This is a genomic window from Methylomicrobium lacus, from assembly GCF_041897535.1.
GTDB classification, from domain to species: Bacteria; Pseudomonadota; Gammaproteobacteria; order Methylococcales; family Methylomonadaceae; genus Methylomicrobium; species Methylomicrobium lacus_A.
Map to the genome: position 1 here is coordinate 839,036 of NZ_CP169217.1, position 22,627 is coordinate 861,662.

Here is a 22,627-nt window from a genome sequence, read left to right on the forward strand (position 1 = left end):
TCATGTTATCGATAACTTCTCAACGGGCACGGGCATTGCATTTGCGTGCTCGCACGCTGCCGTTGACAGCTTCACTCGATGCGTCATAATGCCATTCGCAATGGCCTCTCCCAAGCGCTCCAGATGGGGCGGCTCTATGATGGTTCGATGATTCCCGCCAATCGGCACTACTGTCACCTTCCCGCCCATGAAAGATGCCCATCCAAGCGAGGTGTCCATTGACGTATTCTCCTCTGGCGCCGTAAAGACCGTCACCGGCACGGCGATAGGCGTTGGCTGATAGGCCTTCAACGCTTTATCCATCGCATAACCTACTTTGAGATAGCGCCTAATCGCATCCGGCTCAATATCGTCAGGTATGAATCCTGCCGAACGGCAGTAATCGAACATCACGCCAAACTCACTACTGGCAACCAGAGCGTTGAGACGCTCTAAGTCTTCCGGTTGTGCAGAAGTGCCGTGGCCCATCACTTCGTTAGCCAACACAACGCATTCCTCGAAACACTCCGGGTGATTTTCGATGCGGTACCTCGCTAGCGTATCGATTAGCCCTAAAAAATCGACAGATTCGCCATCCGCAATCAATTGGCAGGCAATTTCATAAGCGATCATTCCACCGGATGAATAACCCGCCAAATAATAAGGGCCCTTTGGCTGAACTGAACGTATTTCGCGTAAATATCGCGCTGCTATGTCTTCCATCACCGTCATCGGCGTCTCTCCTTCTATTAAACCGAATGCATGCAGCCCATAAATGGGCAACGCTTTGGGTAGCCGTGGCGCCAACGCCCTCACATAATCAATCTGCCCTCCACGCGGATGTATCATGAATAGAGGACGCAGGGTTCCTTCCGTCCGTATTGCAACCAGATTTGAGCCTGTTGGCGTTGCATCTGTAGCGCCTAATTCACCCGAGAAATCCCGTAAGGTCGACTTGGTAAAAAGCGTGGGTAATGGAATTTCTACGCCAAACTGGGTACGCAGACGCGAAATTAGCTGCACGGCAAGCAATGAGTGACCGCCGAGCTCGAAAAAGTCGTCATTCCTGCCGACTCGTTCGACCCCAAGTAGGTCTTGCCAGACTTTCGCCAAATTCAACTCGACCGCTCCGTGCGGAGGCTCGTATTCAGAATTCAGCAGTGCAGTCCTATCCGGCACCGGCAGCCGTTTCCGATCCAGTTTACCGTTGGCGTTCAGCGGCATGTCCTCCAGCATCACGAAAGCGCTCGGCACCATGTAGTCGGGCAGCGCCAGTTTCAGTTGGGCTTTCAGAATCTCCAGTTGCAAGGCGCCGCTTTGCTTCTCTACCAGATAGGCGACCAAGCGCTTGTCTCCCGGCTGATCTTCCCGCGCCAGTACGGCCGCCTCTTTCACTTCGGGATGGGCCAGTATTTGCGCTTCGATTTCGCCGAGCTCGATCCGGAAGCCGCGAAGCTTGACCTGGTGATCGATGCGCCCCTGGTAGTCCATTTCGCCATCGTCCTGATATTTGGCTAAATCACCGGAGCGGTATAGCCGGCTGCCGGGCTTGCCGAACGGATTCGGGACAAAGCGCTCCGCCGTCAGTTCGGGACGATTCAGATAGCCTCTCGCCAAGCCCGCGCCGCCGACATGCAATTCCCCGCGGCACCCGATAGGACAAAGATTGAGCGAAGCATCCGTCAGGTAGGCTTGCAGGTCTGAAATCGGCCTGCCGATAGGACTCGCCGTGGTGGTGTCAGTATCTTGCCGGGCCAATAAGCGGTAAGTCACATGCACCGTGGTTTCGGTGATCCCGTACATATTGACCAATTGCGGGCGCTGATCGCCATAACGCTCGAACCACGGCTTGAGCTTATAAGGCTCCAGCGCTTCGCCGCCGAAAATGACTAAGCGCAGGCTTTCAACAAACCGGCTTTGCCGTTCATCGGCACTCATCAACTGCAAAAAGGCCGACGGCGTTTGGTTAAGTACCGTGACCCGTTCCTGGTGCAACAAGCGATGAAACTCATCGGGCGCACGGCTGACACAGTAAGGCACGATCACCAACCTGCCGCCGTATAACAGCGCGCCCCAGATCTCCCAGACCGAAAAATCGAAGGCGAAGGAATGGAACATCGTCCAGACATCTTGGTCGTTAATGCCGAATTGCGCGTCGGTCGCGGCAAACAGCCGCATGACCTCCTGGTGCGAGATCATTACGCCTTTCGGCAGCCCGGTCGAGCCGGAGGTATAGATCACATAGGCCAACTGCGACGGGAAGGCCCTGGCGCTCGGATTGGCATCAGGCTGCCGCTCAATCGCCTGCCAGGCGCTATCGATGCAAATGCAGGCCATTTCGGCTGCGGGCAATTTCGGCAGCAGATGTGTCTGGGTCAGTAACAATTTTGCCCCGGTATCCTGCAGCTGATAGGCGATCCGTTCCACAGGCGCGCTCGGCTCCATCGGCACATAGGCGCCGCCGGCCTTCAGGATGCCCAAGAGGCCGATCACCATCTCCGGCGAGCGCTCGATGCAGAGGCCGACCAATACGTCCGGGCCGACGCCGCGTGCGACCAGGTAATGCGCCAACTGGTTGGCCTTGGCGTTCAGTTCGGCGTAGCTCAGGCTCCGGTCTTCGAACTTCAGCGCGACCGCTTCCGGCGTCCTTGCCGCCTGGGCTTCGAACAAGTGATGAAGGCAGCGGTCCTTGGGATAGTCGGCCTCGGTGGCGTTCCAGGCGTCGAGGATTTGCCGGCGCTCGTCGGCGGTCAATGTCGGCAGGTTGCCCAGTTGGGTTTGCGGCTGCTCGGCAAAGGCGACCAGCAGTTGCTGCAAGTGGGCCAGCATCGCGGCGATAGTGGCGTCGCTAAAGCGGCTGCTGTCGTGGGTGATCTCCAACTGCAGGCGCTCGCCGGGGAAGACCGTCAGCGTCAGCGGGTAGTTGGTCGGATCGACGCCGGCCACCTCGTCGAGCTTCAGCGGCCCGCCGAGCTGCATCAAAGCCTGATCGAGCGGGTAGTTTTCGAACACCAGCAGGCTGTCGAACAGGTTTTGGCCGCGGCCGATGTCGGAGCCGCCCTGGATCTGCGCCAGAGGCGCGTAGTCGTAGCGGCGCATGTCCTGGTTCTGCGCGAACAGGTCGCGCAGCCAGTCGTCGAGCCGGGTTTCCGGCTTGATGCGGACCCGCATCGGCAGGGTGTTGATGAACAGACCGACCTGGTCTTCGATGCCGATCAGCTCCGCCGGACGGCCGGAGACGGTGATGCCGAACACCACGTCGTCGCTGCCGCTGTAGCGGCCGAGCAGCAGGCCCCAGGCGGCCTGGGCCAGGGTGTTCAGGGTCAGTCGTTGGTGTTTGACGAACTGCTGCAGGCTTTGGGTTGCGGCCGCGCTCAGCTGCAGGCTGCGCTTCCGGATGTCGCCCGCGCCTTGGCGGCCGGGCGCCGAATCGATGCCCAGGACGGTCGGCGTGTCGAAGCCGGCCAGCGCCTCTTTCCAGTAGCGTTCGGCCGCGGCCCGGTCCTGACGGTGCAGCCAGGCGATGTAGTCGCGGTAGGGTTTGACCGCCGGCAGGCTCGGCCGGTCGCCGCGCTGCAGGGCATGGTAGAGCGTGAACACTTCCTTGATCAAAATCGGGCTGCTCCAGCCGTCCAGCAGCACGTGGTGATAGCTCCACAGCAGGTAATGCGTTTCATCGGCCGTTTGCGCCAGGGCCAGGCGCATCAACGGCGCGCGGCCGAAGTCGAAGCCCTGGGCGTGATCGTCCGCCTGCAACTGCCGCCAGCGCTGTTGCTGCTCGGCTTCCGGCAGGCGGCGCCAGTCGTGGAGACTGATCGGCAGCAGCGCGTGGTGTTCGACGATTTGCAGCGGCTGCTCCAGGCCGTGAACCTCGAAGCGCGTGCGCAGGATCGCGTGCCGTTCCAGCAGCAGCTGCCAGGCCTGCCGGAAGGCGTCGAGGTCGAGCCGGCCGCGCAGGCGGCAGGCCAGTTGCAGGCGGTAGACGGTCGCATCCGGCGCGTACAGGCTGTGGAACATCAGGCCGTGCTGCAACGGCGCCAGGGGGTAGATGTCCTCGATTTGCCGCGGCGGCAGCGCCAGCGCGTCCAGCTGCGTTTGCGGCAAGGCCGCCAGCGGGAAGTCCGACGGCGTGTAGCCGCCGGCTTCCGGCTGGCGGCAGTGGGCGATCAGGGCTTGCAGGTGGTGCAGGTAACGCGCGGCCAGGTTTGCCAGCGTGCTGTGGCGGTAACGGTCGCGGCTGTAACGCCAGCTCAATTGCAGACGGCCGTCCAGGATGCTGCCGACCACGTCCAGTTCGTGCGCCCGTGCGCCGGCCGGGTCATAGCTGAGTCCTGCGGACTCGTGGCTGGGGGCGAACAGGCCGTCCGCATCCAGCACGGTGTCGAGCTGGCCCAGGTAGTTGAAGATGATCCCGGCCTGCGGCTGGGCGGCCAGATGCTGTTTGAGTTCGGCATCGGTCGACAGGTAGCGCAACAGGCCGTAGCCGATGCCGTGCGCCGGCACCGCGCGCAGCTGCTCCTTGACCGTTTTCAAGGCGCGGCCGAGGTCGTCGCCCAACTCCAGCTGCAACAGCAAGGGGTAGACGCTGGTGAACCAGCCGACCGTGCGCGACACGTCGAGGTCGTCGGCCAGGTGTTCGCGGCCGTGGCCTTCCCGGTCGATCAGCAGGGTCGAGGATGGCGTCCACTCCCTCAGGGTCAACGCCAGCGCGGTCAGCAGCACGTCGTCGATCTGGCTGCGGTAGGCGGCCGGCACCTCCTGCAGCAAGGCGCGGGTGTCGTCGCGGCTCAAGGCGACGACGACCTCGTCTTCGAGCCCCGACAGGTTGGCGCCGGCCGGCGCGTCGACCGGCAGCGCCGCCGCCTCTCGGCGGCGCGGGTCCAGCCAGTAGTCGGCACCGAGATCCAAGCGGCCGCTCTGTGTCAACTCTGTCAGGCGTTCGGCCCAGTGTTTGAAGGCTGTGGTCTTCGCGGGCAAACTCAGGCACTGGCCGGCCAGGCCCTGCCGGCAGGCCAAACTCAGGTCTTCCAGCAGGATGCGCCAGGACACGCCGTCGACCACCAGGTGGTGGATCGCGATCAAGACCTGGCCGGCTTCAGCGCCGCAGTCGAACCAGACGGCGCGCAGCAGCGGCCCCCGGCTCAGGTCCAGGGCGGCCTGGCGCGCGCTCGCTTCCGCCTGCAGGCGGGCGCTGCGTTCGGCGGCCGGAACCGCGGACAGGTCGAGGCGTTCGAAGACGCATTGGGCGTCGTCGGCCGCATGGCGTTGCCGCCAGTAGCCGTCTTCTACGCTAAAACGCAGGCGTAGGGCGTCGTGCTGGCTCAGCAGCTTGTGCAGCGCGGCTTCGAAGACCGCCGGCGTCAGCCCGGGCTTGACGCTCAGCAGCACGGCCTGGTTCCAGTGCTGCGGGGTGGCGAGTCCGCGCTCGAAGAACCAGTGCTGGATCGGCGTCAACGCCGCCTCGCCGCTGACCGGCCCCTGCTCGGCGACCGCGCGGCTCTGGGCCCGGGCGACCGCCGCCAGTTCGGCGAGGGTCGGGTGCTGGAACAGGTGTTTCGGCGTCACCACGATGCCGGCCTGGCGCGCCCGGCTGACCACCTGGATGCTCAGGATCGAGTCGCCGCCGAGGGCGAAGAAGTTGTCGTGGCGGCCGACCCGCTCGACCGCCAGCAGTTGCTGCCAGACCTGGGCCAGGGCGGCTTCGACCGGGGTTTGCGGCGCTGCATAGGCCGCGCCGGACTGGCCGCTCCAGTCCGGCGCCGGCAGCTGTTTATGCTCCAGTTTGCCGTTGGCGCTCAGCGGCATGGCGTCCAAAATGACGAAAGCCGCGGGCACCATGTAGTCCGGCAGGGCCTGTTGCAGTCGGGCTTTCAGGGCGTCCAACACGGCGGTATCCGCACTGGCCCGGTCAAGCACCAGATAGGCCACCAGCTTCTTGTCGCCCGGCTGATCTTCGCGCGCCAGCACGGCCGCTTCTTTCACCTCGGGGCGCGCCAACAACTGCGCCTCGATCTCGCCGAGCTCGATCCGGAAGCCGCGGAGCTTGACCTGGTGGTCGATGCGGCCCAGGAACTCGACCGCGCCGTCGGCCCGGTAGCGGGCCAGGTCGCCGCTGCGGTACAGGCGGCCGCCGTCCGGCCGGAACGGGTCGGGCAGGAAGCGTTCCGCGGTCAACGCGGCCCGCCGCAGATAGCCGCGCACGATGCCGGCGCCGCCGATGTAGAGCTCGCCGGCCACGCCGACCGGCACCGGGCTGGCGGCGGCATCCAGGATGTACAGGCGCACATTGTCGAGCGGCCGCCCTATCGCCAGCGGGCGCTCCAGGTCCTCAGGGCCGGCCTGGTAGACGCTGCTCCACACCGTGCCTTCGGTCGGGCCGTATTCGTTGTAGAGCTTGACGCCCGGCAGCCGCGCGAAATGCCGTTTGACCACTTCGGTGGCGCAGGCTTCGCCGGCGACGATCGCGGTCGTGAGGCTGCCGAGGCTGGCCTGCGGCTGCGCCAACAACGCGGCGTACAGCGACGGCAAGGCCAACAGGTGCGAGACCTGCTCGCGCTCGATCAGTCCGGCCAGCGCCGCCGGGTCCTTGCCGGCGTCGTCGTCGGGCAGGCACAGGCAGCCGCCCTGCCCGAGGGTCCAGAAGATCCCGGCCACCGAGCTGTCGAAGGCGAACGACGACAACAACAGATAGGCCTTGACCGGATCGGCATAGTGCGCGAAACGCGCCACGGTCGAATGCACCGCATTCTGGTGGCTGACCGCGACGCCCTTGGGCTGGCCGGTCGAACCGGAGGTGTAGATGATGTAGGCCAGATGGAGCGGGTGGTGGCTAAGCGTGGGGTTGTGCGCCGGATAACGCGCGATCATGGGCCAGTCTCGGTCCAGATACACCGTCTGCCGCGCCTCCGCCGCGACCACCGCCAGAGCCGGCCGGGTCAGCAGCAGGCCGATGCCGGCATCGCCGAGCAGGTAACGGATACGCTCCTCGGGATAGTGCGGGTCGAGCGGCACATAGGCGCCGCCGGCTTTCAGGATGCCCAAGAGGCCGATCACCATCTCCGGCGAGCGTTCGATGCAGAGGCCGACCAATACGTCCGGGCCGACGCCGCGTGCGACCAAGTAATGCGCCAACTGGTTGGCCTTGGCGTTCAGTTCGGCGTAGCTCAGGCTCCGGTCTTCGAACTTCAGCGCGACCGCTTCCGGCGTCCTTGCCGCCTGGGCTTCGAACAAGTGATGAAGGCAGCGGTCCTTGGGATAGTCGGCCTCGGTGGCGTTCCAGGCGTCGAGGATTTGCCGGCGTTCGGTACCCGAAAGAATAGAAATGCGGCTCAAGGGCAGATCGGGGAATAAGCGCAACGCCTCGGTCAGTGCTTCAACGGCTGCAAGCATATAGGCATTGATTCGCTCCGGATCGACACCATCGACACATTGCGTAGTGAAGCCAAAACCATTACCGAAATCGTCCACAGCTAACGTGATCGGATAATTACTGCGCTCTTCCCCCCCGACGATGATGCGCATGCCTTTCCATTCGGAGCCGGCAGAAGACGCCTCCGGCTGATGGCTGTGCCGGTAATTTAACAGCGTCGAAAATAATGGCAGCGCAGCATCGACACCACTACAGCGCTGCGCTAAAGCCAGCGGGGCTTGTTCATGAACCAACAACTCGCTCAAGTTTCGATAAGCCTCGGCAAGCGCCTGCCGGACAGTGGTTTGCCCTGCCTCGATTCGTATCGGCAAGGTATTGATGAACATGCCCAGAGTACGATCCGCACCGGCTGAACCCTGCAGGCGCCCGGTCAGTACGGTGCCGAACACCACATCATCGCGGCCACAACATTGCGCCAGCACCCGCGCCCAGGCAACATGAAACAACACCGCGGTGCTAACGCCGTGTTGCCGGGTAACCTCCTTGACTTTTCTTGCCAGGGCATACTGCAGGCTAAAATGCGCTTCGGCGACGGCGCTGGTGCTTTTGACGTCGAGCAAGCCGAACGGCGCGGTCGGCTCGGCCACATCGGCAAGTTGCCGCTGAAAATAGGCCTCATGCTGTTCCGGCGACACCGAACGCAATTGCGCGATAAAATTCCGATACGGCAATGTGGCCGGCAATTCACTGTCCATGCCCTGCAACAACAGCTGAATCTCGGCAATGATGAAACCCAGACTGATATGATCGCAGACGATATGATGGTTCAACAACGCCAGCAGCCATTCGCCGGTTTGCGGATCGGCAATGAGGTAAGCCGCCAGCAACGGTGCTCTCTGTAAATCCAGGCGCATCCGCATAGGATCGGTAGCGGCCAGCAACTGCGCCAGCGCCTCGTTGCCGGCCTGTAATTTAAGTTCTTCGACCGGCAACGGCGCCTGTCTGAGCACGACTTGTACGGAATGCGGCAAGCCCTGCCAAAACGTCGCGCTGCGCAGGATATCGTGACGATCGATTACGCGCTGCAAAGCCGCTAGGAAGCGATCCAGGAATTCGCGCTTCTCGAACGCCACGACCGTGCGCAGCAGATAGGTATCGCCCTGAGTATCGAGCAGATGATGGAACAAAATACCTTCCTGCAAAGGCGCCAGCGGGTAAATATCCTGAATGTTGGCGGCGCCTCCAGACACCTTGGCGACGATGCTGTCGATTTCCTGCTGCGACAACTCGACTAGAGTCAAGCGGTCAGGGGTTATGGCTGTCGACGACAGCGGTTCCGCCCATGGCCCCCTATCACGTAGCGCATCGAGCAAAGCCTGTTTATGCGACTTCAATAAAGCCATCGTCTCGGCATCCATAGCCCCTTGCGGTGCGCGAATCAACAATTCGCCTCCATCCGCCATTACGCGGATATTCTTACCCTGAATGCGCGCCAATACCTGTTCCAAACTCATATTCTAAATTCCTCGTTCTCCGAGTTATCAAACGCTCCAATCTGCGCACTGAGCAGGTTCGGCGGTATGTCGGTGTCGTGTTTTTGAACTTGGTTGACGACTATCGTACTTGCCATATCCGACAAGGTCGGCGCGGTAAAGACCGTCCGAACATCCGCCGTTAAGCCGCGTTCCCGCAACCTCTGGATCAAGGTAATTGCCATCAGCGAATGACCGCCCAGTTCGAAGAAATGATCGTTCCGGCTGATCGGCCCGAAACCCAAAAGCTCTTGCCAAACTTCGGCAACTTTAACTTCCACTTTTCCTTCGGGCGCTTCATATTCGCGGCCTAGTGCCGAATTGGCGTCGGGTGCCGGCAAGCGTTTCCGATCCAGTTTGCCGTTGGCGCTGAGCGGCATTTCATCTAAAATCACGAAGGCGCTGGGCACCATGTAATCCGGCAGTGCCTGTTTCAGCTGGGCTTTCAGAGTATCCAGCAGCAGGGTGCCGAGCTGATCTTCGACCAGATAGGCGACCAGCCGCTTGTCGCCGGGCTGGTCTTCACGCGCCAGCACCACGGCCTCTTTTACCTCGGGATGCGCCAACAGTTGCGCCTCGATTTCGCCGAGCTCGATCCGGAAGCCGCGAAGCTTGACCTGATGGTCGAGGCGCCCCAAGTAGTCGATGTTGCCTTCCGCCCGGTAACGCACCAGGTCGCCGGTCTTGTACATCCGGCTGCCCGTGGGGCCGTAGGGATCGGGGATGAACTTTTCCGCGCTCAGGTCCGGCCGATTCAGGTAACCACGACCCAGACCGACACCCGCGATGTGCAATTCGCCAGGCGTGCCGACGGGCACCGGGTTTAGTTCGCGGTCCAGGATGTACAGGCGGATGTTCGCGATCGGTTTGCCGATAGGAATCTCGGTTTCATCGCAGGCCGGCGGGCAGGCCCAATAGCTGACGTCGACCGAGGCTTCGGTCGGCCCGTAGAGATTGTGCAGATCGGCCGGCAGTTTTTGTTGAAAGCGCGCGACCAAATCGGCCGGCAGGGCTTCTCCGCTGCAGATCACCCGCTTGATAGAGGTACAAGTCTCCACCTCCGGCGTCTCGACGAAGGCTTGCAGCATCGACGGCACGAAATGCAGCGTCGTGATCCGTTCGCGGCGGACCAGCTCGGCGAGCCCCTGGCTGTCTTTATGCAGTTCCGGGGCGGCAACGACCAACCGGGCGCCGGCCATCAACGGCCAGAAAAATTCCCACACCGAAACGTCGAAGCTGTACGGGGTCTTTTGCAGCACGCTGTCGCCGGCGTCCAGCCGGTATTCTGCCTGCATCCATTGCAGCCGGTTCAGGATGCCTTGGTGCGGCACGCCGGCGCCCTTGGGGGTGCCTGTCGAGCCGGAGGTGTAGATGCAATAGGCCAGATTATCGGGACCTAAACGGCTGTCCGGATTGACGGACGGATAGCTTTCGACCTGCACCCAGTCGCTGTCCAGACTCAATACCTGTGCCGCACCGAAATCGCGGCCGGCCGCCAATTCGGCCTGAGTCAACACCCAAGGCGGCGCAATGTCCGCCAGCATGAAAGCCAGGCGCTCCTCCGGATAATGGGGATCGAGCGGCACATAGGCGCCGCCGGCCTTCAGGATGCCCAAGAGGCCGATCACCATCTCCAGCGAGCGCTCGATGCAGAGGCCGACCAACACGTCCGGACCGACGCCGCGTGCGACCAGGCAATGCGCCAGACGGTTGGCCTTCGCGTTCAGTTCGGCGTAACTCAGGCTTTGGGCTTCGAACGTCAATGCGATCGTATTCGGGGTGAGCTCGGCCTGAGCTTCGAATAACTGGTGGATGCAACGGTCCTTGGGATAGTCGACGGCGGTGGCGTTCCAGGTGTGGAGGATCTGTCGTTGCTCCTGTTCGCCCAGCAACGGCAATTCGGAAATAGCGGCCTGAGGCCGAGCCAGCGCCCCTTGCAGCAGCGTCAGATAATGCCGAGCCAAGCGTTCCATCGACGCGTGCGCGAACAAATCGGTGTTGTATTCGACGATGCCGGTCATCCTGCCATCCGGCCAATCCTGTATATAGAGGGTCAGGTCGAATTTGGCGGTTTGGCCTTCATCCTCGACCATCGCGATGTCCAGACCGGGCAAACTCAGCGTCAAGCGCTGATGATCCTGCAAGACGAACATCACCTGAAACAGCGGGCTACGGCTGGTGTCGCGCTCCGGCTGCAAGGCTTCGACCAGTTTTTCGAACGGCAGGTCTTGATGGCTTTGCGCATCGAGCACCCGCCGCTTGACTTGCTCCAGCAACGCGGCGAAAGTCGGAGTGGCCGACAGATCGCTGCGCAACACCAGGGTGTTCACGAAGAAGCCGATCAGCCCTTCGATTTCGAGCCGGTTGCGGTTGGCGACCGGGGTGCCGACGCTGATGTCGTGTTGGCCGCTGTAACGGCTCAACAGCACCTTGAACACGGCCAGCAGCAGCATGAACGGCGTGACGTTTTTCTGGTTGCTCAACGTTTTAGCCTGTGCCGCCAAGGCCGGCGGAATTTCGAAGCTGACATTGGCGCCGCGATAGGTCATGACCTGCGGCCGCGAATAATCGGTCGGCAATTCCAGCACGCTCGGCGCGCCTTCCAGACGTTCGCGCCAATAAGCGATTTGCCGCTCCAGCTCGTCCCCTACCAACCAGCGCCGTTGCCAACAGGCGAAATCGGCATATTGAAGCGGCAGCTCGGGCAGAGGCGAGGCTTGGTTTTGCGAGAAAGCCCGATAGAGGGCGGCGACCTCCCGCACCAGTACCTCGGCCGACCAGCCGTCCGCGACGATGTGATGCATCGTCAGCATCAACACGCAATCCTGGCGATCGGCGCTAGCGGACAATATCAGCAAGGTCGCCCGGATCAGCGGCCCTAGGCTCAAATCGAACGGCTTGGCCGCCTCGTCTCGGCATAGCCGCATCCAGTCGTCCTGCCGGTCTACCGGCAAAGCGGTCAGATCTATTTGTTCTATTTCGAGCGGCAGGCTCGGCCGTATCGTTTGCACCGCTTCGCCGTCGTGCGCCTCGAACACCGTGCGTAACACTTCATGGCGACGGACGATTTCGTTGAAGCTTTGCGTCAAGGTGGTTATGTCCAAATGCCCGGTCAGGCGCAATGCCACCGGAATGTTGTAAAACGGACTCTCCGGCTCCAGTTGATCCAGGAACCACAGACGCTGCTGGGCAAACGACAACGGGATAGGGTCGCTGCGCAAGCCAGTCTTGATCGCCGGCGCCGCCTCTCTGTCGGCGTAACTGAGCACATCGATAAGTTTGGCTTTCTGCGCCTTGATCTGCCGGCCAAGGTCATCCGTCAAAGACCCCGGCGGCGCTTTGCACTTTAAGTTGCCATCCTCGACAAAAAGCCTGACGTTTAAATTGCGTAGTGTGGCAAGTAATTGATGCGGCATTAGAATTCAATCTCCTCGAAATCGGTTTCGTTTAAAGGGGCGGCGTCCGAATCGGACGGTCGGACAGTCCAAACCAAGACATCGATTTTCTCCGCCAACGCGGCGACATTGGGGGCTTCGAAAATGCTGCGTAACGGCAGCTCGATCGCAAAATGCCTGGCTATCCGCGATACCAACTGCGTCGCCAACAGCGAATGCCCGCCCAGTTCGAAGAAGTCGTCCTCGACGCCGACTTTTTCTATGCCGAGCACGTCCTGCCAGATATCGGCCAGACTCGTCTCGGTCCCCGTTCTCGGCGCAACATATGAATTGCTCAGTTGTTCGCCGATTTCCGGCGCCGGCAGGCGCTTGCGATCCAGTTTACCGTTGGCGTTCAGCGGCATGTCCTCCAGCATCACGAAAGCGCTCGGCACCATGTAGTCGGGCAGCGCCAGTTTCAGTTGGGCTTTCAGAATCTCCAGTTGCAAGGCGCCGCTTTGCTTCTCTACCAGATAGGCGACCAAGCGCTTGTCTCCCGGCTGATCTTCCCGCGCCAGTACGGCCGCCTCTTTCACTTCGGGATGGGCCAGTATTTGCGCTTCGATTTCGCCGAGCTCGATCCGGAAGCCGCGAAGCTTGACCTGGTGATCGATGCGCCCCTGGTAGTCCATTTCGCCATCGTCCTGATATTTGGCTAAATCACCGGAGCGGTATAGCCGGCTGCCGGGCTTGCCGAACGGATTCGGGACAAAGCGCTCCGCCGTCAGTTCGGGACGATTCAGATAGCCTCTCGCCAAGCCCGCGCCGCCGACATGCAATTCCCCGCGGCACCCGATAGGACAAAGATTGAGCGAAGCATCCGTCAGGTAGGCTTGCAGGTCTGAAATCGGCCTGCCGATAGGACTCGCCGTGGTGGTGTCAGTATCTTGCCGGGCCAATAAGCGGTAAGTCACATGCACCGTGGTTTCGGTGATCCCGTACATATTGACCAATTGCGGGCGCTGATCGCCATAACGCTCGAACCACGGCTTGAGCTTATAAGGCTCCAGCGCTTCGCCGCCGAAAATGACTAAGCGCAGGCTTTCAACAAACCGGCTTTGCCGTTCATCGGCACTCATCAACTGCAAAAGGCCGACGGCGTTTGGTTAAGTACCGTGACCCGTTCCTGGTGCAACAAGCGATGAAACTCATCGGGCGCACGGCTGACACAGTAAGGCACGATCACCAACCTGCCGCCGTATAACAGCGCGCCCCAGATCTCCCAGACCGAAAAATCGAAGGCGAAGGAATGGAACATCGTCCAGACATCTTGGTCGTTAATGCCGAATTGCGCGTCGGTCGCGGCAAACAGCCGCATGACCTCCTGGTGCGAGATCATTACGCCTTTCGGCAGCCCGGTCGAGCCGGAGGTATAGATCACATAGGCCAACTGCGACGGGAAGGCCCTGGCGCTCGGATTGGCATCAGGCTGCCGCTCAATCGCCTGCCAGGCGCTATCGATGCAAATGCAGGCCATTTCGGCTGCGGGCAATTTCGGCAGCAGATGTGTCTGGGTCAGTAACAATTTTGCCCCGGTATCCTGCAGCTGATAGGCGATCCGTTCCACAGGCGCGCTCGGCTCCATCGGCACATAGGCGCCGCCGGCCTTCAGGATGCCCAAGAGGCCGATCACCATCTCCGGCGAGCGCTCGATGCAGAGGCCGACCAATACGTCCGGGCCGACGCCGCGTGCGACCAGGTAATGCGCCAACTGGTTGGCCTTGGCGTTCAGTTCGGCGTAGCTCAGGCTCCGGTCTTCGAACTTCAGCGCGACCGCTTCCGGCGTCCTTGCCGCCTGGGCTTCGAACAAGTGATGAAGGCAGCGGTCCTTGGGATAGTCGGCCTCGGTGGCGTTCCAGGCGTCGAGGATTTGCCGGCGCTCGTCGGCGGTCAATGTCGGCAGGTTGCCCAGTTGGGTTGCGTTTGCGGCTGCTCGGCAAAGGCGACCAGCAGTTGCTGCAAGTGGGCCAGCATCGCGGCGATAGTGGCGTCGCTAAAGCGGCTGCTGTCGTGGGTGATCTCCAACTGCAGGCGCTCGCCGGGGAAGACCGTCAGCGTCAGCGGGTAGTTGGTCGGATCGACGCCGGCCACCTCGTCGAGCTTCAGCGGCCCGCCGAGCTGCATCAAAGCCTGATCGAGCGGGTAGTTTTCGAACACCAGCAGCTGTCGAACAGGTTTTCGACGTTTTGGCCCGCGGCCTGTCGGAGCCGCCTCCGCCAGAGAGCGCGCGCAGTCGTAGCGGCGCATGTCCTGGTTCTGCGCGAACAGGTCGCGCAGCCAGTCGTCGAGCCGGGTTTCCGGCTTGATGCGGACCCGCATCGGCAGGGTGTTGATGAACAGACCGACCTGGTCTTCGATGCCGATCAGCTCCGCCGGACGGCCGGAGACGGTGATGCCGAACACCACGTCGTCGCTGCCGCTGTAGCGGCCGAGCAGCAGGCCCCAGGCGGCCTGGGCCAGGGTGTTCAGGGTCAGTCGTTGGTGTTTGACGAACTGCTGCAGGCTTTGGGTTGCGGCCGCGCTCAGCTGCAGGCTGCGCTTCCGGATGTCGCCCGCGCCTTGGCGGCCGGGCGCCGAATCGATGCCCAGGACGGTCGGCGTGGTCGAAGCCGGCCAGCGCCTCTTTCCAGTAGCGTTCGGCCGCGGCCCGGTCCTGACGGTGCAGCCAGGCGATGTAGTCGCGGTAGGGTTTGACCGCCGGCAGGCTCGGCCGGTCGCCGCGCTGCAGGGCATGGTAGAGCGTGAACACTTCCTTGATCAAAATCGGGCTGCTCCAGCCGTCCAGCAGCACGTGGTGATAGCTCCACAGCAGGTAATGCGTTTCATCGGCCGTTTGCGCCAGGGCCAGGCGCATCAACGGCGCGCGGCCGAAGTCGAAGCCCTGGGCGTGATCGTCCGCCTGCAACTGCCGCCAGCGCTGTTGCTGCTCGGCTTCCGGCAGGCGGCGCCAGTCGTGGAGACTGATCGGCAGCAGCGCGTGGTGTTCGACGATTTGCAGCGGCTGCTCCAGGCCGTGAACCTCGAAGCGCGTGCGCAGGATCGCGTGCCGTTCCAGCAGCAGCTGCCAGGCCTGCCGGAAGGCGTCGAGGTCGAGCCGGCCGCGCAGGCGGCAGGCCAGTTGCAGGCGGTAGACGGTCGCATCCGGCGCGTACAGGCTGTGGAACATCAGGCCGTGCTGCAACGGCGCCAGGGGGTAGATGTCCTCGATTTGCCGCGGCGGCAGCGCCAGCGCGTCCAGCTGCGTTTGCGGCAAGGCCGCCAGCGGGAAGTCCGACGGCGTGTAGCCGCCGGCTTCCGGCTGGCGGCAGTGGGCGATCAGGGCTTGCAGGTGGTGCAGGTAACGCGCGGCCAGGTTTGCCAGCGTGCTGTGGCGGTAACGGTCGCGGCTGTAACGCCAGCTCAATTGCAGACGGCCGTCCAGGATGCTGCCGACCACGTCCAGTTCGTGCGCCCGTGCGCCGGCCGGGTCATAGCTGAGTCCTGCGGACTCGTGGCTGGGGGCGAACAGGCCGTCCGCATCCAGCACGGTGTCGAGCTGGCCCAGGTAGTTGAAGATGATCCCGGCCTGCGGCTGGGCGGCCAGATGCTGTTTGAGTTCGGCATCGGTCGACAGGTAGCGCAACAGGCCGTAGCCGATGCCGTGCGCCGGCACCGCGCGCAGCTGCTCCTTGACCGTTTTCAAGGCGCGGCCGAGGTCGTCGCCCAACTCCAGCTGCAACAGCAAGGGGTAGACGCTGGTGAACCAGCCGACCGTGCGCGACACGTCGAGGTCGTCGGCCAGGTGTTCGCGGCCGTGGCCTTCCCGGTCGATCAGCAGGGTCGAGGATGGCGTCCACTCCCTCAGGGTCAACGCCAGCGCGGTCAGCAGCACGTCGTCGATCTGGCTGCGGTAGGCGGCCGGCACCTCCTGCAGCAAGGCGCGGGTGTCGTCGCGGCTCAAGGCGACGACGACCTCGTCTTCGAGCCCCGACAGGTTGGCGCCGGCCGGCGCGTCGACCGGCAGCGCCGCCGCCTCTCGGCGGCGCGGGTCCAGCCAGTAGTCGGCACCGAGATCCAAGCGGCCGCTCTGTGTCAACTCTGTCAGGCGTTCGGCCCAGTGTTTGAAGGCTGTGGTCTTCGCGGGCAAACTCAGGCACTGGCCGGCCAGGCCCTGCCGGCAGGCCAAACTCAGGTCTTCCAGCAGGATGCGCCAGGACACGCCGTCGACCACCAGGTGGTGGATCGCGATCAAGACCTGGCCGGCTTCAGCGCCGCAGTCGAACCAGACGGCGCGCAGCAGCGGCCCCCGGCTCAGGTCCAGGGCGGCCTGGCGCGCGCTCGCTTCCGCCTGCAGGCGGGCGCTGCGTTCGGCGGCCGGAACCGCGGACAGGTCGAGGCGTTCGAAGACGCATTGGGCGTCGTCGGCCGCATGGCGTTGCCGCCAGTAGCCGTCTTCTACGCTAAAACGCAGGCGTAGGGCGTCGTGCTGGCTCAGCAGCTTGTGCAGCGCGGCTTCGAAGACCGCCGGCGTCAGCCCGGGCTTGACGCTCAGCAGCACGGCCTGGTTCCAGTGCTGCGGGGTGGCGAGTCCGCGCTCGAAGAACCAGTGCTGGATCGGCGTCAACGCCGCCTCGCCGCTGACCGGCCCCTGCTCGGCGACCGCGCGGCTCTGGGCCCGGGCGACCGCCGCCAGTTCGGCGAGGGTCGGGTGCTGGAACAGGTGTTTCGGCGTCACCACGATGCCGGCCTGGCGCGCCCGGCTGACCACCTGGATGCTCAGGATCGAGTCGCCGCCGAGGGCGAAGAAGTTGTCGTGGCGGCCGACCCGCTCGACCGCCAGCAGTTGCTGCCAGACCTGGGCCAGGGCGGCTTCGACCGGGGTTTGCGGCGCTGCATAGGCCGCGCCGGACTGGCCGCTCCAGTCCGGCGCCGGCAGCTGTTTATGCTCCAGTTTGCCGTTGGCGCTCAGCGGCATGGCGTCCAAAATGACGAAAGCCGCGGGCACCATGTAGTCCGGCAGGGCCTGTTGCAGTCGGGCTTTCAGGGCGTCCAACACGGCGGTATCCGCACTGGCCCGGTCAAGCACCAGATAGGCCACCAGCTTCTTGTCGCCCGGCTGATCTTCGCGCGCCAGCACGGCCGCTTCTTTCACCTCGGGGCGCGCCAACAACTGCGCCTCGATCTCGCCGAGCTCGATCCGGAAGCCGCGGAGCTTGACCTGGTGGTCGATGCGGCCCAGGAACTCGACCGCGCCGTCGGCCCGGTAGCGGGCCAGGTCGCCGCTGCGGTACAGGCGGCCGCCGTCCGGCCGGAACGGGTCGGGCAGGAAGCGTTCCGCGGTCAACGCGGCCCGCCGCAGATAGCCGCGCACGATGCCGGCGCCGCCGATGTAGAGCTCGCCGGCCACGCCGACCGGCACCGGGCTGGCGGCGGCATCCAGGATGTACAGGCGCACATTGTCGAGCGGCCGCCCTATCGCCAGCGGGCGCTCCAGGTCCTCAGGGCCGGCCTGGTAGACGCTGCTCCACACCGTGCCTTCGGTCGGGCCGTATTCGTTGTAGAGCTTGACGCCCGGCAGCCGCGCGAAATGCCGTTTGACCACTTCGGTGGCGCAGGCTTCGCCGGCGACGATCGCGGTCGTGAGGCTGCCGAGGCTGGCCTGCGGCTGCGCCAACAACGCGGCGTACAGCGACGGCAAGGCCAACAGGTGCGAGACCTGCTCGCGCTCGATCAGTCCGGCCAGCGCCGCCGGGTCCTTGCCGGCGTCGTCGTCGGGCAGGCACAGGCAGCCGCCCTGCCCGAGGGTCCAGAAGATCCCGGCCACCGAGCTGTCGAAGGCGAACGACGACAACAACAGATAGGCCTTGACCGGATCGGCATAGTGCGCGAAACGCGCCACGGTCGAATGCACCGCATTCTGGTGGCTGACCGCGACGCCCTTGGGCTGGCCGGTCGAACCGGAGGTGTAGATGATGTAGGCCAGATGGAGCGGGTGGTGGCTAAGCGTGGGGTTGTGCGCCGGATAACGCGCGATCATGGGCCAGTCTCGGTCCAGATACACCGTCTGCCGCGCCTCCGCCGCGACCACCGCCAGAGCCGGCCGGGTCAGCAGCAGGCCGATGCCGGCATCGCCGAGCAGGTAACGGATACGCTCCTCGGGATAGTGCGGGTCGAGCGGCACATAGGCGCCGCCGGCTTTCAGGATGCCCAAGAGGCCGATCACCATCTCCGGCGAGCGTTCGATGCAGAGGCCGACCAATACGTCCGGGCCGACGCCGCGTGCGACCAAGTAATGCGCCAACTGGTTGGCCTTGGCGTTCAGTTCGGCGTAGCTCAGGCTCCGGTCTTCGAACTTCAGCGCGACCGCTTCCGGCGTCCTTGCCGCCTGGGCTTCGAACAAGTGATGAAGGCAGCGGTCCTTGGGATAGTCGGCCTCGGTGGCGTTCCAGGCGTCGAGGATTTGCCGGCGTTCCGGTGCGGTCAGCAGCGGCAATTGACTCAGGCGGTAGCCGGGATCGGCCAAGATGCCTTGCAATAGGCACTCGAAATGCCCCAGCAATCGCAGCACGGTCTCGCGCGTTAACAGATCGCTGCGATAACGGAAGGTAACCGACAACCCGGCAAAGGTCTCGGCCGCCAGCATGGCCAGATCGAATTCCTCTGCCGTATCGGGCAAACTGCAGGTTTGCGCGTCGAAGCCAGCCCATTGCAGCCTGATGTCCGGCCGGCCTATCGCTAATGCGGCAGCGGTCGGATCGGAGCCGTCCTGTAAGACGAAAAAGGTGCGATAGAGCTCGATATGACCTTTGCACTGCTCGGAGCGTAATTTTTCAATCAAGAGCGCCTGCGGATAATTCTGGTGTTCCAATGCACCGAGCACAACCCCGTTGACATCGGCCAGATACTCGCAAAAACGTAACTCCCCTTTCGGCATGCTGCGCAGAGCGACAGGATTGACGAAGTAACCGACCAGATCCGCGAACTGATGCAGCGGGCGACCCAGAGTCGGAGAGCCGACAATCAGATCGTGTTGTCCACTGTAGCGATACAACAAGGTTTTGAATACGGTCAGCAATAGCGTATACAACGTGGTATGCTGCTCCGCCGCCAAACCTTTCAGCCGTCCAACGGTTTCTGCCGTTATCGTCAGCCCTTCCGCCCGCCCCACATTCGATTGCGAATGATCGGCGGCATAACAGACAGGCAGTTCCAACCGGGGCAATTCGCCAGCCAATTGGTCCCGCCAGAACTGCAAATCTCGATCGGCCGCTTCGCTGCTCAGATAAACTTGTTGCCAACTGACGAACTCCGCATAGGCAGCCTTTAATGCGGGTAATTTTGCAACGGCACCATACACGTACCCGAAATAAAACGCCTGCAACTCCGACAGCAGCACCAGCAGCGAGCGAAAATCGACAATCAGGTGATGGGCGCAAAATGCCAGGACATGATCGGTCTCGCCGCAACTGTACAGCGCGCATCGCAACAGCGGGCCGTGTTGCAGATCAAACGGTTCGCCGACAAAAGCGAGCAGATTCTCCTGCCGCTCTGCATGATCGGCGCACACGGCGGTTTCCAAAAGGAGCTCCGCCTCGGCAAGCGGCAAACACACAGGCCGATTTTCGGCGTCCAGATCAAATCCGCTGCGCAGTTGCGCATGGCGCCGGCACAATTCGGCCAGGGCATTTCGCAAGGCGTCATGATCCACATAACCCTGTATCGCTAACGCCGCGGGCATGTGATACAGCGCTTCGCCGCTATGCATCCTCGCCTGTGCCCACAAGGCCTTCTGGTTGTAGGACATCGCGGTTTTCGCCGCATTGCCTTCGGCAACCCGATCCGGTTTTTCAATGCTTGCGCCGGCACTCTCGACCAAGCCGAGCGCCGTCAGCGCACTCTCCTGCAAGGTGGCGCTGCCCAGCAATTTGGCTATCGGCAAATCGATACCCAGCAGTTCGTCGATGAAATATTTCATTTCGACCGCTTTCAGCGAGTCCAAACCGAGGCCGGTCAGCGAATGCCGAGGACCGATGCCGCCTGCATCCATGCCGGATAAGGCTGCCGCTTTCAGCGCCAGTTGCCCCGCCAACAGCGCGGCCGCATTCGCCTTGTCCAGCGACAACAAAGCCAGCCGCAATAGATTGCGCTCGCCCGAGCCTGGGTTCACCGTGCTCGCCGGCTGCGGCATCGCGGCAGGCTGTTGCAGGCCGTCGACCGCGACCGGCTCGAAGCCTTGCCGCAGGTAAGCCTCGCGGCAAGCGCTGCGTCGGAGTTTGCCGCTGCTGGTTTTCAAGATCGAGCCGGGCTTCAACAATACGATGCGGTCGGCCTGGATGCCGCATTCCTCGGTCAAGCGCGCGCGTATCGCGGCGAATTCGCTGCGATAATCGCCCTGCCTGACCCGGTTGCGCTTCAATTCGGCCAATACGACCAGCTTTTCGCCGTCGGCTTCGTCGACCGCGAAGGCGACCGTCGATGCCGGGTTCAACGCAGAGGTGGCCGCCTCGACCGCGTATTCCAGGTCGTGCGGATAATAATTGCGGCCGCGGACGATGATGAGGTCTTTCAGGCGCCCGGAAACGAACAATTCGCCGCCGTCGACGAACCCCAGGTCGCCGGTGCGTAGCCAATGCTTGCCTTCGGCATCGATGCTGAACGTTCTCGCGCTCGCTTCGGCATTTTGCCAATATCCTTGGGCGATACTGGGCCCGCCGATCCATATCTCGCCGATCCGGCCTGCCTCGCACAGCGCGCCGCTATCGGGGTCCACGATGCTGAGGCCTTGCGCCTTATCCACGGAGCCGCAACCGACCAAACGCCGGGCATTCGGGTCGCCGTCCGGCACCGCATTGACGATACGCTGTTCCAACGCCCTCTTGTCGAATGCGGCAACGATAGGATCGCTTTGCTTTACCGCACCGGTCGCCAGCAGGGTCGCTTCCGCCAGACCGTAGCAGGGATAGAAGGCTTGCCGGCGAAATCCAGCGCCGGCAAAGGCCTCGCTAAAGCGCCGCAGGGTCTCCGGATTGATCGGCTCCGCGCCGTTGAATGCCAAGCGCCAGTGGCTCAGATCGAGCCCGGCTTTTTCGTCCTCGCCGATTTTCTGCACGCACAGGTCGTAGGCAAAATTCGGCCCGCCGCTGGTGCGGGCGCGGTAATCGCTGATCGCCTGCAGCCAACGCAGCGGCTTTTCGAGGAAGGCCATCGGCGACATCAACACCGCGCTGGCGCCGCAGTATAAAGGCTGCATCACGTTGCCGATCAAGCCCATGTCGTGATAAAGCGGCAGCCAGCCGACCACGGTGGAACGTTCGTCGTGGCCAAAACGGCGTTTGATCAGGTGCTGGTTGGCGATCAAGTTGCCGTGACTGATCATCACGCCCTTGGCGTCACCCGTCGAACCCGAGGTGTATTGCAGGAACGCGAGATCCGATGCGCGCAGCGCCGGTGCTTGCCAGGAGGATGCGTCAAGAGCGGCGTGCGCATCGGTTGCGAGCCAGTTTTTGGCTAACGATTCAGCACTGGCGCCAGCAAACTGGCGTACGTTGCCGGCAACCTGGGCCGTGGTCAGGACCATTTTTGCCCGGCTGTCGTCGAGGATGGCCTGCAGCCTCGGCATGTGCCGATTGTTGCTGGGAGGATAGGCCGGCACCGCGACGGTCCCGGCATAGAGACAGGCGAAAAACGCCACGATGTAATCCAGGTCCGGCGGATAGAGCAATACAGCCGTCTGGCCTTGCATGCCCATCTGCTGCAATTGCGCGGCCAATTGCCGCACTTCCCGGTCGAGCTCGCCGTATGTCAACGAACGGAACGCCCCCTCACCGAACTCCAGAAAGGTGTATGCAGTTCTATCAGGATGCCATTCTGCCCGTCTTTGCAACACCGTGACCAAGGAGGTGGCGTCTTCGATCAGCGCGGCGTCGCCAGTGGAACCTACATCAAAATGCTCGTTTAACACCTTTCTCCTCCATACTCGAAACGGATACTGCATGAAATTTCGCTTACCCAAGCACACCGGATCATGGTGTCGGGCCGCACATCCGATAGCAGGCAGTTGTTGACCGTAATCTCCTACTGCCTAGAGAAAATAGGGTCCGCATGCGCCGCCAGTATCTACAAAATGACTTACAATGAAGACGATTAATGAAAAAATTCTCCCCATGGAGGTAGGGATTGAACGACAGCATCCAGACCAGGATATCAACCTGATATTGCAGGAGACGAGTTAACTCAACATCGGCTGGTGAGTCTTGGGTGCAAAAAGGCGAACAGCTTTACAGCTTCGCGATCAATCTCGACATATCGAAAGCCGGCGATGCTGCTAAGTGTAT

Annotated in this window: 5 protein-coding genes and 1 pseudogene; all 6 read right to left on the minus strand. The window is 62.7% G+C overall.

Features of this window, described 5'->3' with window-relative positions:
* Positions 1-8,862, minus strand: a complete 8,862-nt coding sequence (locus tag ACEPPP_RS03700; RefSeq protein WP_374089707.1) for an amino acid adenylation domain-containing protein — start codon at positions 8,860-8,862, stop codon at positions 1-3.
* A complete protein-coding gene (locus ACEPPP_RS03705) occupies positions 8,859-12,296 on the minus strand; it encodes an amino acid adenylation domain-containing protein (RefSeq protein ID WP_374089708.1) in 3,438 nt (1,145 codons plus the stop codon). Before ACEPPP_RS03705 ends, ACEPPP_RS03700 begins: the two co-directional genes overlap by 4 nt.
* Complete coding sequence (locus ACEPPP_RS03710) at positions 12,296-13,393, minus strand: AMP-binding protein (RefSeq protein WP_374089709.1); 1,098 nt, start codon at positions 13,391-13,393, stop codon at positions 12,296-12,298. Before ACEPPP_RS03710 ends, ACEPPP_RS03705 begins: the two co-directional genes overlap by 1 nt.
* A complete protein-coding gene (locus ACEPPP_RS03715; protein WP_374089710.1) occupies positions 13,393-14,208 on the minus strand; it encodes an AMP-binding protein in 816 nt (271 codons plus the stop codon). The genes ACEPPP_RS03710 and ACEPPP_RS03715 overlap by 1 nt, the downstream gene beginning before the upstream one ends.
* Positions 14,205-15,047: a condensation domain-containing protein gene (locus ACEPPP_RS03720; RefSeq protein ID WP_374090879.1), complete on the minus strand. Its 843-nt coding sequence runs from the start codon at positions 15,045-15,047 to the stop codon at positions 14,205-14,207. The genes ACEPPP_RS03715 and ACEPPP_RS03720 overlap by 4 nt, the downstream gene beginning before the upstream one ends.
* A pseudogene (locus ACEPPP_RS03725) lies at positions 14,980-22,287 on the minus strand (amino acid adenylation domain-containing protein); the annotation flags it as partial. The pseudogene ACEPPP_RS03725 and the gene ACEPPP_RS03720, both read right to left, overlap by 68 nt.
* Between the last annotated feature and the right edge of the window lie 340 nt (positions 22,288-22,627).